Below are 14,247 nucleotides of genomic sequence, written 5' to 3' on the forward strand. Positions count from 1 at the left end.
GCATAATTGAGGGCTAGCGACGCACGCCGGAAGCGCTGGCGCGTTCAAGCACCACCTGTGCATGGTTGATGATCGGGCCATCGATCATCTTGCCGTTGAGCGAAATCACGCCGAGGCCTTTGCGCTCGCCTTCTTCTGCGGCGGCGATAACGCGACGCGCGTAATCCACGTCTTCCTGCGTCGGCGCATAGGCGTTGTGCAGCAACTCAATCTGGCGCGGGTTAATCAGGGATTTGCCGTTGAAACCCATTTTGCGGATGAGTTCAACTTCACGCAGAAAACCGGCTTCATCGTTGATATCGGAATACACCACGTCAAAGGCATCGATACCGGCGGCGCGCGCGGCATGCAGCACGGCGCAGCGGGCGTAGAACAGCTCTGTGCCATCCCCACGCTCGGTCTGCATATCCATCACATAGTCGAAAGCCGCCAGCGCAATACCAATCAGACGCGGTGAGCAGCGGGCAATGGCGACGGCGTTGATGACGCCAATGGCCGATTCGATGGCGGCCATCACTTTGGTGGAACCGACTTCTCGCCCGCAGTCTTTTTCGATGCGTTCGATGTGCGCTTCCAGTTCGAAAATATCTTCCGGCGTATCGGTTTTCGGCAGACGAACCACGTCCACACCGGCGCGCACCACGGCTTCCAGATCCTTCAAACCAAACGGCGTGCTGAGCTGATTAATGCGCACGACGGTTTCGATATCCTTGTACATCGGGTGTTGCAGGGCGTGGAACACCAGAATGCGGGCAGTGTCTTTTTCGCGCAGGGAAACGGCGTCTTCCAGATCAAACATGATCGAATCAGGACGATAGATAAATGCCGTGGATAACATGGCAGCACTGGCCCCCGGCAGGAACAGCATGCTGCGTCGGAGTTTTTTCATCGTAACGTCTCCCAGTGAATATTTTCTTCCTGTGCTGCACGCAGTACCGCACTTTGCACGCGGGCGCGGATAACGCAATCGAGCGCGCCTTTATCCTCAATAATCAGTAAGCCTGCTCTTACGCCGAGGGCTTCTAGCGTTTCGTTCACCACGCGGCGGATCTGATCGCCAAACTGTTTGATCACTTCGCTGTTGATCACCACGCTCAGCTCGCTGGCCGGGGCGATTTTTACCAGCAAATCGCTGGATTCAACCGTGCCTGCCAGCGCCTCCTTCACAATTTTCATTCGCTTTTTCCTGCTTTAACAAAGAGTGGTAGAAATAATAAGTTCATTGCTGCGCGCCGTTTCGGGGGGCGCCTCAGCGGAATAATGATGTTCAAGGTGCGCATACGTGCTCGGCGGAACAATGTCGCGGATACGCAGCAACTGATGGGTTTTCAGCAACGCACGGACTTCGGAGGCTGAAATCGCGATGCCCCCGGCATGACGTTTACGCGGCAGTTCAATGACGGTCAGCGGTTTGGAGGCCGAACGGGAGGGCGTTTCCAGCCAGTCGAGCATGTCGCAGTTGTACTGATGCGTGACCGGGCAGAAGGGTTCGCTGCCGACAAAACGATGTGTGATGCCCAGCGCCGGGGCGATGTACTGGCGGAAAATCAGCAGATCCATCACGCTCCAGGTCTGGTTCACCAGCCCGGCTTCTTTGAGGAAATAACCGGGGAATGTGGCGCGCGAAATCATGTATTCCGAACCAGCGTGAACTGTGACATTCGGAAAATCAGCCACGCCCTGACGCACCATTTCCAGCCGTTCCTGAAACGGGAAATACGACACGTCCTCGCTGACCACAAATACGTGCAGCCAGTCGCACGTCGCCGCTGCCTGCTCCGCCAGATACCGGTGGCCGAGTGTGAACGGATTGGCATTCATTACCACCGCACCGATGCGCTTTCCGGCGTGATAATGATGCTGCAGTGAACGACAGTAATGGCTGATGCCGACCGGCGTGTTTTCCATCAGCACGGCCACATTGTCCCACTGCACCAGCGGATAAAACCCGCAACCGCGAAAGCGTTCCAGATTGCCGGGGCGGGTGTAGAGAAACAGATGGAATTTGCCGCGCAGAACTGCAAAGTTTTCGACTTCACTGAGCAATCTGGCACTGAGGTTTTCGCCGCGCCAGTCCTCCGCGACGGCCACGCACTTGATGGTATGACTGACCAGACCCGCACATCCGATCAGCCGCTTGCCAGAAAGGGCCACCACGAAATACTCAATATCATCGTCCATGCCCAGCTGGCTTTGGTGCAGCAGGGCACGGATATCTGCCAGCATGCCCTGAGGGGCCTGGCTTGTGGTGATGACGTGAAAGTCGGGTTCGTCACGGCTGAACATAATGCATTCCTGATATCGGGTATTGTTCAAAACAATGCTGTACTTGCCGGGCGTTGTGCCCGGCGTTTAACAGGTTAATGGGCGGCCGGTGCATGGCTCACCTGACGTTCCGCCGCAACAATCATATTGCTGAGATGACCAATTTTTTCGATCTCCACTTCAATGCGGTCGCCGGGTTTCATAAACAGCGGCGGCACACGTTTCTTGCCCACGCCGCCCGGAGAACCGGTAATAATGACGTCGCCCGCGCTCAGCGAGGTAAAGGTGCTGATGTACTCAATCAGCTCGGCGACTGTGTGGATCATGCTGCGGGTGTTGTCGTCCTGAACCATGTTGCCGTTCAGCCAGGTGCGGATCGACAGCGCATGCGGATCAGGGATCTCATCCGCCGTGGCCATCCACGGGCCAAACGCACCGGTCTGACGCCAGTTTTTACCGGCGGTAAACCAGGTGTGCTGCCAGTCACGGGCAGAACCGTCCATGTAGCAGCTGTATCCGGCCACGTGAGAAAGGGCATCTTCGCGGGAAATATTCTCGCCCGCTGACCCGATGATGACGGCCAGCTCACCTTCGTAATCAAACTCAACGGAACGGCTCGGTTTGATGATCGGAGAAGCGTGGCCGGTTTGTGAGTCAGCAAAGCGCACAAAGAGCGTCGGCGCCGGATTGTGCTGATCGAACTCTTTGCGTTTTTCAGCGTAATTCATGCCGACGCAGAGAATTTTTTCCGGATTCTGAATGACCGGCAAAAACGTCAGGTCGTCAAAGCTCATATCCGCTGGTCTGTTGGCCAGTTCCTGCGCCTGTGACAGCGCATCGCCCGCCAGTAATGCCTTGAGGTCGGGATAACGCTGGCCGAGAAGGCGACCGAGGTCGATCATGCCGCTCTGCGTTGCGATGCCGTAGGACTTGCGCCCCTGATAGAGATAACTTGCCAGTTTCATAAATATGTCCTGAATTGAATCAATCAAAAATCACAATCGTGCTTGCCGGATAACGCTGTCAGACCAGGAAATTCCCCAGCACCAACAGGGCAACCGAAACGTTGATCGCGCCGCCGATGCGGGTCGCGATTTGTGCGAAAGGCATCAGTTGCATACGGTTGCCCGCCGTCAGAATGGCCACGTCACCGGTACCGCCCTGGCCGCTCTGGCAGCAGGACACGATGGCGACATCAATCGGGTGCATACCGATTTTCTTGCCCACGAAGAAGCCAGTGGCAACCAGTGCGGCGACGGTGCTGACGATGACCAGCAGATTGGAAATAGTGAACGCGGCAACCAGTTCGTTCCACGGCGTGATGGCCACGCCCACGGCAAACAGGATCGGGTAAGTCACGGAGGTCTGGAAGAATTTGTAGACCACCTGCGACCCTTCGAGCAGACGAGGTGATACGCCGTGTGCCAGCTTCAGTGCAACAGCCGCAAACAGCATGCCGACCGGTGCAGGCAGGCCAATCAGTTTGTGTAACAGCATCCCCACCATGTACAGCAGAACCGCCAGCAGGGCACCTGCGGCAATGGTCGTGACATCGGTTTTACCGCCGGTCACCGACAGCGCGTTTTTATCTGCCGTGGCATTTTTGACGGAAGGCATCAGTTGGCCTTCACCGGTCAGGTGCGGGTAACGTTTACCGAGCTGATTGAGTGAACCGGAGATAACAATTGCCGTCAGGCCACCGAGCATCACGATAGGCAGAATACGGCCCAGCGCCACACCCTGATCCATGTGCAGTAACGTGGCGTAGCCGATAGACAGCGGAATCGCGCCTTCACCCACACCCCCGGCCATAATCGGCAGAATCAGGAAGAAGAAGATCTGGAAAGGTTCCATGCCCAGTGCCAGACCAACGCCCATCCCGACCAGCATCCCGACCACTTCCCCGCACAGCATCGGGAAGAAAATACGCATGAAGCCCTGAATGAGCACCTTCCTGTCCATGCTCATGATGCTGCCGACAATGATGCAGCAGATGTAGAGATAAAGGATGTTGGTGCTTTTGTAGAATTTCGTGGTGGATTCGACCACCACATCCGGCAGCAGGCCGTAATACACCAGTGCGGAAGGAATGAACGTCGCGCAAATCGCCGCTGCGCCCATTTTGCCGATGAACGGCAGACGTTTGCCGAATTCGCCGCAGGCAAACCCGAAAAACGCTAATGTTGCGACCATCACCACGATATCGCTCGGCAGTTTGCCGTCGAGACAGTCGATGGCAATCAGCACACCAGCCATCACAAAGAGTGGCAAAGGAATAATGCCAATTTTCCAGGTGTCGAGAATGTGCCACCATTTTTCTTTTAATGAGAGCTGTTTTGCAGGCACCGAACCCGCGGGAATAGAATAAGTGTCGTCGGTTGTACTCATGATGAATCCCCTGTGTCAATTTGTGCAGGGAGTGTAAGAGAGATAATAACCCGTATTATGTGAAGTACCGCAAAGTAGAAACGGTATTTTAAAGGAGTGAAAGGTTTTTATGGTTTTAATTAATATTTAGGTGTTTCGTTAATATATTACCTCGTGGTTTTTATGGTGTTATTTGTAATTACAATATTACTGTTAATTTATGGTGAAATAACTGTTGAGAACTTTGCTATCAGTCGCGGGAGGCCTGCTGCGCCTGCGGTTGTTCTGCGGCGTGCCTCGCAACTTTGATTTTCCCGTCTGACAGAAATACCTCTCAATGATAAAGTATCGTCACGGTTAATAATTATCTCAGCGCTCTTTATAACGGATGTCACGATGCGGTTTCGACCCTCTTTCCAGATAAAGCTGTTTATTTATCTTGTTGTTTTATTCGTCACGCTGTTTTCGATAGTGGGGGTTTATTACTATCGCGATATTGAACGTCAGTTATATGAGGATATGGGGTTGCGGGCAAAAGTGCAGGCAGAAGAAATTGCACTTATTCCGTCATTAATTTCGGCAGTGGAAAGTAATGACGTTTCTGCAATTAACAGACTGATGATGAATATATCCGCACGCAGTGACGCGAGTTATATGGTGATTGGTGACGGAAAAGCGATACATCTTTTCCATTCCATATACGCCGATCGCGTGGGCAAAGCGTTGGTCGGCGACGACAATGTGGACGTACTGGCGGGTAAAAGCAGCACCACAGTCCGGCTGGGTGGCATCGGGTTGTCACTGCGCAGCAAAGCGCCGATTTTAAACGTGCAGGGCAAAGTTATCGGCATCGTTTCCGTGGGGTATCTCACCAGCCACATTAATACGCTGACCATCGAGAAAGCCATTCGTATCCTGGTGGCCGCCGCCACGCTGTTGCTGGCGCTGTTTACTTTTTCGTGGTTTTTCTCGCGCTCGATAAAAAAGCAGATGTTTTCACTGGAACCGCGTGAAATCGGCCTGCTGGTCCGCCAGCAAAAAGCACTGATGGAGTCCATTTATGAAGGTGTGATTGCCATCGACGGGGAGTCCCGGATTGCAGTGATTAATCAGGCCGCAAAAAAACTGCTGAATCTGGATGCGCCCTCGCGGGAACTGCGCGGAAAACCGCTTGAGCAGGTGATTGCGCCGGTCAGTTTTTTTGACCGTCAGGTGATGCTGGAGAAAGATATTCACGATGAAATCTGCCTGTTCAATAACCTGACGGTCGTCGCCAGCCGCGTGCGGATCATGCTGGAAGACCAGCTTCAGGGCTGGGTGATTACCTTCCGCGATTGCAGCGACATCGACCGCCTGAGTATTCAGCTCAGTCAGGTGCAGCGCTATGCCGATAACCTGCGGGTGATGCGCCATGAGCAACTGAACTGGACGGCAACGCTGGCCGGGCTGCTGCACATGGGCCGTTACGATGAGGCGATCCGCTACATCGAAGCGCAATCTGAGAGTGCGCAGGAGTTGCTGGATTTCGTCTCTGCACGGTTTTGTTCGCCAAGAGTATGCGGGTTGCTGCTGGGAAAATATGCCCGTGCGCGTGAAAAGGGCGTTGAGCTGGCATTCGACCCGGCCTGCGGTTTAACACATCTGCCGCTGACGCTGAGCGAAACCGAGCTGATGTCAGTTGTCGGCAATCTTCTTGATAACGCCATCGAAGCCACCTTGTTGCGCGGCGAAAACGCCGGGCCGGTTGAGGTGTATATCGTTTCCGCCGACAGAGAACTGGTGATCGAAGTGGCCGATCAGGGCGTCGGGATTGCGCCGGAGCGGCGTGAGCAGATTTTCTCACTCGGCGTGACCTCCAAGCAGGAAGGCGATCACGGGCTGGGGCTGCATCTGGTTGCCAGCTATGTCAGCCACGCGGGCGGCACCATTGAAGTTTCAGATAATTCCCCGACAGGTTCTGTTTTCTCTGTCTTCATACCCAACGGGCTGCCGGTAGCCATTCCGGACTGTGTGCCGGTGTCCATTCAACCGGAACAACGGGAAAAGCATAAATGATTCAAGCTGAAATGATTGACGTAATGATTGTGGAAGATGAGAACCAGCTGGCACAGCTTTATGCCGAGCTTATCGATAATCACCGCTGGCTGCGGCTGGTGGGAATGGCCTCCACGCTGCGGGAAGCGAAGACGCTGATAGAGTAAAAGCGGCCGCAGTTGTTGTTGCTGGATAACTATTTGCCGGACGGACAGGGGATTTCCCTGCTTGAAAACGATGTGCTGAAGAAAACGAATTGCTCGGTGATTTTTATCACGGCGGCCAGCGACATGAACACCTGTAGTCAGGCGATCCGCTCTGGCGCGTTTGATTACATTCTCAAACCGGTGTCCTGGAACCGTCTGCAACAGTCGCTGGAGCGTTTTATCCAGTTCAGCCAGACACAGCGGGCGTGGAAAGTGGTGGATCAGCAAAACGTCGACACCCTCTACCAGTTACAGGCCAAAGATTTCACGTCAAAGGCCGGAAACAAAGGCATCGAAGAGAATACGCTGAATCTGGTGGAAGCGATTTTTATGCAGGATGCCGGGCGCTGTTATTCGGTCGATGAAGTGGTCACTCAGACGGGGTTAAGTAAAACAACAACACGCAGATATCTCGAACATTGTGTTCAGAAAGGGGATTTGCGGGTGGAAATGCTGTACGGAAAAATCGGGCATCCCCGCCGGATGTACCGGCGGGCGTAACGCAGGCGTTATTGCGTTTTTTTCTCTTTAGGGTATTTCCACAACCAGCGGCCGCTCGCCATGCGCCAGTAGAAGAAAATGCCGCGAACGATCCAGTCGAGGAACATCCCCAGCCAGATACCGACGACGCCGAAATTAAGCACAATGCCGAGGAAATAACCCACGACGATGCGGCAGCCCCACATGCCGACCATGGAAACATACATGGTGAACCGGGCGTCGCGCGCGCCTTTCAGCCCGGCAGGCAGCACCCATGAGGCGGCCCAGAACGGCATAAAGGCGGCGTTCAGCCAGATCAGGATTTTTACGACGTCGATAACGTCCTGTTCATTGGTGTAAAACCGCGCCAGAAGCCCGGCGAACGGCACAGACAGGAACGCCAGCACGCAGAGCCCGAAGGTGGATAACCAGAAGATGTGTCGCAGCTGGCGTTCGGACTGGGCGATTTGCCCTTTGCCCAGACGGGTGCCGACAATAATCGTCGAGGCCGACCCCAGTGCGTTCCCCGGCAGGTTAATCAGGGCAGCAATCGAGAAGGCGATAAAGTTACCGGCAATCACGTTGGTGCCCATGCCTGCCACAAACACCTGAGTCAGTAATTTGCCGCCGTTGAACAGCACGGATTCAATGCTGGCGGGAATACCGATGCCCAGCACTTCGCGCAAAATGTTAGTGTTGAGGGGCAGGAAATAGCTTTTCAGGGAGATTTTCAGCGACGGATTAAAGCCGATCACCAGGACAAAAATCACCGCCACGGCGCCGATATAACGGGCAATGGTCAGCCCCAATCCGGCACCGATAAACCCAAAACCCTGCCAGCCAAAACAGCCGTAAATGAGCACGCTGCTGATGATCAGGTTCAGGATATTCATCCCACCGTTAAGCAACATCGGGATCTTCGTATTCCCGGCACCGCGCAGGGCACCGGAGCCGATCAGCGCAATGGCGGCGGCCGGATAACTCCAGCTGCTCATTTGCAGATAAGAAAGCGCCATTTCTTTGACTTCGGGTTCGGCATTCCCGGCAATCATGTCGATAATGACATGCCCGGAAAACTGGATAAGTACAGCGAGCAGAACGGCAAAAACGGTCATGATCGCCAGCGACTGGCGGGCGGCCGCGCGGGCGCGTTCGTGGTCGAGTTTGCCGAGGCTGAACGCGACGACAACGGTGGTCCCGAGATCGACGGCGGCGAAGAAAGAGATGATCACCATGTTAAAACTGTCGGCCAGCCCGACCCCTGCCATCGCTTCCTTGCCCAGCCAACTGACCAGGAAAGTACTTAACACGCCCATTAACAGGACGCAGGCATTCTCAAAGAAGATGGGCACAGCGAGGGGCGTGATTTCACGCCAGAACAACGTGCGATATGAACGCCGTTTCGGATACCAGGGCGTGCGCTCGATGGCTTTGCGCAAAGAGACGATGACGTTTTGCAAGAGAATTCCAGGGTGGCAGAAAGTAGAACAGCGTTTTAATTTATGATGGTAAAAGACTTCGCATTATGCAAAGTCTTTTTCATCCAAAGCCCTAAGAAAATTGTTAGAAAAGAATTAACGGAAAGGCGGCTCATTAAAGGTACGTAATTTGCGTGAATGCAGATGATCGCCCTCGGCGCGCAACAGATCGATGGCGCAGATGCCGATTTGCAGGTGCTCCGAAATCGCGCCTTCATAGAATTTATTGGCCTGCCCCGGCAGTTTGATTTCCCCGTGCAGCGGTTTGTCTGAAACGCACAACAACGTGCCGTAAGGCACCCGGAAGCGATAGCCCTGCGCGGCTATCGTGGCACTTTCCATATCCACGGCCACGGCGCGGCTGAGATTAAACCGCAGGGCCGACGCCGCATAACGCAACTCCCAGTTCCGGTCATCGGTCGTCACGACAGTGCCGGTGCGCAGACGCTGTTTGACTTCCTCGCCCGGCATTCCGCTCATCATTTTTGTGGCGTCATACAGCGCGCGCTGCACTTCGGCGATGCTTGGGATCGGGATGTCCGGCGGTAATACGGCGTCGAGAACATGGTCGTCACGCAGATACGCGTGTGCCAGCACGTAATCGCCAATCGACTGCGTTTCGCGTAATCCGCCGCAGTGCCCAATCATCAGCCAGACGTGCGGGCGCAAAACGGCCAGATGATCACAGATGGTTTTTGCATTAGCCGGGCCGACGCCAATATTAACCAGCGTAATCCCTGCGCTGTTGCGGGCAATCAGGTGATAGGCGGGCATCTGGTGTTTTTTCCACGCCAGATCCGAAACGGCCTGTTCCGGGTTTTGCGTCTCAGCGGTAATAAATACGCTGCCCGCGCAGGCCAGCGCTTCATACGGGCTGTCAGGATCGGCGATTTGCGCACACGCCCAACTGACGAACTCATCGACATAACGGGTGTAGTTAGTGAACAACACGTAAGGCTGGAAATGTTCGATCAACGTGCCGGTGTAATGGCGCAGGCGGGCCAGTGAGAAGTCGGCACGCAACGCATTGAAATGGGAAAGCGGGAAGGTATCGCCCGGATATTGCAGGCCGTCCGCAGTTTCATCGCCAATCTGTGAAAGCTCGGTGGTCGGAAAATGTTTCGCCAGCCCGGCGCTCATCGAGCGATCCAGCATCAGATCTGAACCGTCGATCACGTAGGAATACGGAATTTCCTGCTGTGACGGCACGACTTCAATCAGCGCGTCATATTCTTCTTCGAGCAGGGAAAGCTGTTCCAGCAGGTAATCGCGGAACAGTTCGGGATGGGTGATGGTATTGGCATAGCGGCCCGGATGTGAGAAACGACCATAGGCGCGGGTCGGGTTTTTCGCAGGCGTTACGCCGTCCCAGCTGACGCGCAATTCCGGGTAAACAAACAGCCCGGCCGCTCTGGCCGCCACATCGGGTAGCTTACCCTGAACGATGAAATCTTTTATCGCATCCCGCAGGGCGGCGACGGAGTTGTTGTACATCTCTTCAAGCTTATCAATTGCCTGTGCGGAGGTGAGGGATTTGTTATCCATACGCTTTTCCTTTGTGCTTCGTTCATCATCATTCTTTTTAAATATGGCTTGTCTGGCCGGAGCCGCCAATGTTTTATTGGTGCGCAATCGCCGGATGATGGTTTTATGAGCACATGAAGAGAGCAGGAAAGGAAACGGCAGAATCTGAACGGAAGAAGCCCGCCAATTTTCCGGCGGGTATTATGCGACGTTTTTCTAAGGTGAGTTTACACCGCCTGCGGGCGGTAAACGCGTTTTTGCGTCATATCGAGCGTCAGTCCGTCGCCGGGAACAATGTTTTTTAGCGCGTCATATTGCCGGCACAGAAACGCAATGCCGGCCTCGCGGGCAATAATCGCGCTGTGAGAAACGTCACTTCCCGCCCGCAGACAAATGCCTTTGATCTGCTGTACATCGAGCTGCAAGACCGTTGAGGGAAAGATGTCGTCGGCGATAATAATGGCAGGCCAGCCGACAGCCGGTTGCTCGACGGATTTACCCGCCAGATGCGCCAGCGTGCGGTTTCGCAGATCGTCAATATCGATATAACGCGCCTGCAGATAGTTATCGTTGAGCTGACGATATTGTTTGCTGAGATCTGTCATAACGAAATCCCACGCCCATGAGGCGCTGCAATATTTCTCGCTGATGATCCGGCAGGCCTCCTCATACAAATCTGCATCATCAAGCAACATATGATGGCCTGAAAAAATGGCGGCAATATCGGCGGAATATTTCTCTTCGGCCATCACGGTGAGCACGTTCAGATCGTCGAGCGTCAGTTCGATGGCGCGCATTAAATTGCGCTGTTCCTGCAATACGTCCGCGCAGGGTTGCAGACCGGGAAGCTGATGCGGTAAATCCCACAGCACGGCGCTGCCTTCCACGCGGGCAATAAGAGGTGCGGGCGCAGGGTTTTCTGCTTTCGCGATCTCCGCGCTTTCGCCAAAATCTTGAGCCGCCAGCGCTGTAAACGCTGCCAGCGCGGCGTCTGCCTGCGGGCCACGTGCCAGCAATTTCAGTGTGTCATTGCAACGCACCTGCAACAGCGCAATCTGGTTGATGTTGTCCGGCGTCGCGCGTTTTCCGTCTTTCTCCAAAACCAGTTCGGCATCAAAACCGGAAAGCGCAGAAACCAGACGCGAAGCAGGGCGCACATGTAAACCGTTTGGATTTCGGATAATCACTGACACAGACAGTGCGTCGCGATCATCGGCAAAAGCCGCCACCACCGGCGATGGCGCGGTCTGCGGCGGTAAACCCAGCTGTACGCGTTTTGCCTCAAGGGCATTCATCGCATCGTTAATCACTTTTTCGATACCGGCACCGGCAGCCGCGCTGACCGTGGCCGCCAGCGTGCCTTCAACCAGCGGAGCTGCGCATAACCTGACTTTGGCGGCAATCGCCGGATCCAGCAAATCCAGCGCGGTTTCGGCACTGAGCAGCGCACTGCCAATATCCATCATTACCAGCACATGATCGGTATCGGCAACGGACTCTATGGCTTCCATCACTTTAATCGGGTCAGTGCCAATCGGATTATCCACATCGTCAATCCCCGCAGCGATGGCCAGCTTGCAGCTATCGCCTGATAACATCTGGCGGGCCAGTTCTGCGACGCCGTTGCCCAACTGGGCACTATGAGAAACGATCACCAGGTTTACCATCGCGTTATCCTTACTCTTTGGCTGCGGCTGCCAGCATCTGAATCATGAACATTACCGAGGTTGCGCCCGGATCCTGATGGCCGATGCTGCGCTCACCGAGATAGCTGGCGCGGCCTTTACGCGCCTGCATGGTGATGGTGGCGTGGGCGGCGGCTTCGGCCCGTTCACTGGCCGCATCCAGCGCGGCGGTGACGGACAAATGCTGTTCGCCCGACTGGCGCAATGAATCGACGACCGGCAGCCAGACGTCGCACATGGTTTTATCGCCGGGCTCGGCTTTGCCCCGGCTGATCACGCCTTCTGCACCTTCGCGGATCATTTCGCCGAGCTCTTCCAGCGTCAGGCTCTGATGCGCCTGAGTGACCGTTGCGGCGCGGATAAAGAACGTACCGAGCAGCGGGCCGCTGGCACCGCCGACGTTGGAAAGCAGCGTCATACCGGTGTTTTTGAGGATAAAACCAATGTCTTTATCCGCAATAGACGGCAGTTTTTCCACCACTTTGCTGAAACCCCGGTGCATATTCATGCCGTGATCGGCGTCGCCGATTTCTTTATCCAGCCCGGTCAGAAAATCACTTTCCTTCGTGAAAATATCGCCGCAGCGATAGAGCCAATTGACGATTTGATTTCTGTTTAGTGACATGTGTTGCTCCTTATTTTCCCCAGTTCAGGCCGGGGGTATGGACCGGCGCATCCCAGAGCGCCAGCGTGTCGTTATCGACTTTCAGCAGCGTGATGGAAAACCCTGACATATCCAGAGAGGTGCAGTACGTGCCAACCAGGTTGCGTTCGATGCTGATACCGGTCTGCTGGCAGCGTTGTTCCAGGCGGTGATAAACGCCATAAAGTTCAGAAAGCGGGGTGGCACCCAGATTATTGACCAGCGCAATCACGCGGTCGCCGTTGCCCAGCGCCTGTTTACCTTGCTGGACATCCTGCCAGTTGCCCTGCGCGGTATCCCACTGGCGCAGCGTACGGCTGTACGTGCCGTTTTCCAGCAGCGTATCGAACATTTCATCGACGGTCTGATCAAGCGAGCTGAAGCGGCGGCGATCAATACCCGGCTCGCCGTGAATGCCGACGCCGAATTCCATTTCGTCATCTTTGAGCGTGAAAGAGGGTTGTCCGGCGGCAGGCACGGTACATGCGGCGAGGGCGATGCCGATGGAATGACCCAGGTTATTGAGTTTTCGACCCAGTCCGGCGCAGGCGTCCAGCGAATCCCCGCGCTCAGCGGCGGCACCCACCAGTTTTTCGATAAGCACAGTATTGGCTACGCCACGGCGTCCGGCGGTATACAGGCTGTCTTTTACCGCCACGTCATCGTCCACCACGATGGTCGACACTTTTACGCCACTTTCGTGCAGCAGTTCTGCGGCGGTTTCGAAATTAAGGATGTCGCCGGTGTAGTTTTTGATGATCAGCAGAACGCCTTCGCCGCCGTCGATATGCATCGCGCATTCGAACATTTTATCCGGCGTTGGCGAGGTGAAGATTTCCCCCGGACACGCGCCGGACAACATCCCCTGACCTATAAATCCGCAGTGCATAGGCTCATGCCCGCTGCCGCCACCGGAAAGCAGCGCCACTTTTCCGGCCACGGGCGCATCGGCGCGGGTGACATAAACAGGATCCTGGTGAAGCGTCAGTTCCGGGTGAGCCTTTGCCAGCCCGCTCAATTGTTCACTCAGCACATCTTCTACACGGTTAATGAGCTTTTTCATTATGCGTACTCCGTCGGAGGTTATCTGATGCTGCCCCTTATGGGTGGTGGCAGTCATCGTGCGTAGGGTTACCGGCCATTGTCATCTGGCCGATAGAGTGATTCTGGATGAGTTAGCGGCAAAAAGAATTTCTGAAAAAAAGTTCCAATACGGAACATGAATCAGGCATTTTTGTTTCTAAACGGAACGTTTTGGAAAGGGAAAAACCAAAACTGGGACGCAGCGCTATTTTCCCGCGGGCTTTAGCGGCAATGATAGAACCGCGACAAAAAGTTTTTTGCGTCTGCCCTGCGATTTTCAGCATGTCAGGCTGTTTCGTTCATCCGCCGTGGTGAATGATTTTGACGAAAACGACGGACAGCGATCGCAATCCACAGTTTTTTTGTGGTTTTGCGTTTCATTATGAAACGTATTGTTTTTCAGAAGGTTTCAAATAAGAACAAAAACGCGAAAGATTTTTTTATGCCTCGCGCGCCTTACAGTGGTTGCATCACGTTGGGAC

Annotated in this window: 12 protein-coding genes and 1 pseudogene; 2 read left to right on the forward strand and 11 right to left on the reverse strand. The window is 54.7% G+C overall.

The window, feature by feature from the left end; translation table 11 throughout:
• Nucleotides 1–13: 13 nt before the first annotated feature.
• The 5 genes from citE to ACM5QY_RS12975 all read right to left on the reverse strand — a co-directional run bounded on the left by citE (nucleotide 14) and on the right by ACM5QY_RS12975 (nucleotide 4,653).
• The gene (gene citE / locus ACM5QY_RS12955) at nucleotides 14–889 is read right to left on the reverse strand and encodes a citrate (pro-3S)-lyase subunit beta (protein ID WP_101075837.1); all 876 of its coding nucleotides are present in this window, start codon (nucleotides 887–889) and stop codon (nucleotides 14–16) included.
• On the reverse strand, nucleotides 886–1,176 hold the full coding sequence (gene citD / locus ACM5QY_RS12960; protein ID WP_416121085.1) for a citrate lyase acyl carrier protein: 291 nt from the start codon (nucleotides 1,174–1,176) through the stop codon (nucleotides 886–888). Before citD ends, citE begins: the two co-directional genes overlap by 4 nt.
• 15 nt (nucleotides 1,177–1,191) lie before the next feature.
• Nucleotides 1,192–2,286 carry a [citrate (pro-3S)-lyase] ligase gene (citC, locus tag ACM5QY_RS12965; protein WP_416121087.1) on the reverse strand — a complete coding sequence of 365 codons (1,095 nt, stop codon included), beginning with the start codon at nucleotides 2,284–2,286 and terminating at the stop codon, nucleotides 1,192–1,194.
• Between the two features lie 74 nt (nucleotides 2,287–2,360).
• Nucleotides 2,361–3,230, reverse strand: coding sequence for a fumarylacetoacetate hydrolase family protein (locus ACM5QY_RS12970; RefSeq protein WP_416121089.1), 870 nt, complete (start codon nucleotides 3,228–3,230; stop codon nucleotides 2,361–2,363).
• A gap of 58 nt (nucleotides 3,231–3,288) precedes the next feature.
• The gene (locus ACM5QY_RS12975) at nucleotides 3,289–4,653 is read right to left on the reverse strand and encodes a 2-hydroxycarboxylate transporter family protein (protein WP_416121091.1); all 1,365 of its coding nucleotides are present in this window, start codon (nucleotides 4,651–4,653) and stop codon (nucleotides 3,289–3,291) included.
• Nucleotides 4,654–5,028: 375 nt separating this feature from the next.
• On the opposite strand from ACM5QY_RS12975, the gene ACM5QY_RS12980 reads away from it, so the two are divergent.
• A complete protein-coding gene (locus ACM5QY_RS12980) occupies nucleotides 5,029–6,687 on the forward strand; it encodes an ATP-binding protein (RefSeq protein ID WP_416121093.1) in 1,659 nt (552 codons plus the stop codon).
• Nucleotides 6,687–7,373: pseudogene (locus tag ACM5QY_RS12985) on the forward strand (response regulator). Before ACM5QY_RS12980 ends, ACM5QY_RS12985 begins: the two are co-directional and overlap by 1 nt.
• Nucleotides 7,374–7,381: 8 nt before the next feature.
• Here the strand turns inward: ACM5QY_RS12985 and ACM5QY_RS12990 are convergent.
• The 6 genes from ACM5QY_RS12990 to ACM5QY_RS13015 form a co-directional block, all read right to left on the reverse strand.
• Nucleotides 7,382–8,812 (reverse strand): EmmdR/YeeO family multidrug/toxin efflux MATE transporter, encoded by a 1,431-nt coding sequence (locus ACM5QY_RS12990; protein ID WP_416121095.1) that lies wholly within the window; start codon nucleotides 8,810–8,812, stop codon nucleotides 7,382–7,384.
• Nucleotides 8,813–8,926: 114 nt separating this feature from the next.
• Nucleotides 8,927–10,420: an AMP nucleosidase gene (locus ACM5QY_RS12995; protein WP_416122880.1), complete on the reverse strand. Its 1,494-nt coding sequence runs from the start codon at nucleotides 10,418–10,420 to the stop codon at nucleotides 8,927–8,929.
• A 161-nt stretch (nucleotides 10,421–10,581) separates the two neighbouring features.
• Nucleotides 10,582–12,021 carry a dihydroxyacetone kinase phosphoryl donor subunit DhaM gene (gene dhaM, locus ACM5QY_RS13000; RefSeq protein WP_416121097.1) on the reverse strand — a complete coding sequence of 480 codons (1,440 nt, stop codon included), beginning with the start codon at nucleotides 12,019–12,021 and terminating at the stop codon, nucleotides 10,582–10,584.
• 10 nt (nucleotides 12,022–12,031) lie between these two features.
• Nucleotides 12,032–12,664 carry a dihydroxyacetone kinase subunit DhaL gene (dhaL, locus tag ACM5QY_RS13005; RefSeq protein WP_416121099.1) on the reverse strand — a complete coding sequence of 211 codons (633 nt, stop codon included), beginning with the start codon at nucleotides 12,662–12,664 and terminating at the stop codon, nucleotides 12,032–12,034.
• 10 nt (nucleotides 12,665–12,674) lie between these two features.
• Nucleotides 12,675–13,745 carry a dihydroxyacetone kinase subunit DhaK gene (gene dhaK / locus ACM5QY_RS13010; RefSeq protein ID WP_416121101.1) on the reverse strand — a complete coding sequence of 357 codons (1,071 nt, stop codon included), beginning with the start codon at nucleotides 13,743–13,745 and terminating at the stop codon, nucleotides 12,675–12,677.
• A gap of 112 nt (nucleotides 13,746–13,857) precedes the next feature.
• Nucleotides 13,858–14,049: a hypothetical protein gene (locus ACM5QY_RS13015; protein ID WP_416121103.1), complete on the reverse strand. Its 192-nt coding sequence runs from the start codon at nucleotides 14,047–14,049 to the stop codon at nucleotides 13,858–13,860.
• Nucleotides 14,050–14,247: the final 198 nt, after the last annotated feature.

Origin of the sequence: Rahnella sp. PCH160 (assembly GCF_047784855.1) — a bacterium.
Classification (GTDB): domain Bacteria; phylum Pseudomonadota; class Gammaproteobacteria; order Enterobacterales; family Enterobacteriaceae; genus Rahnella.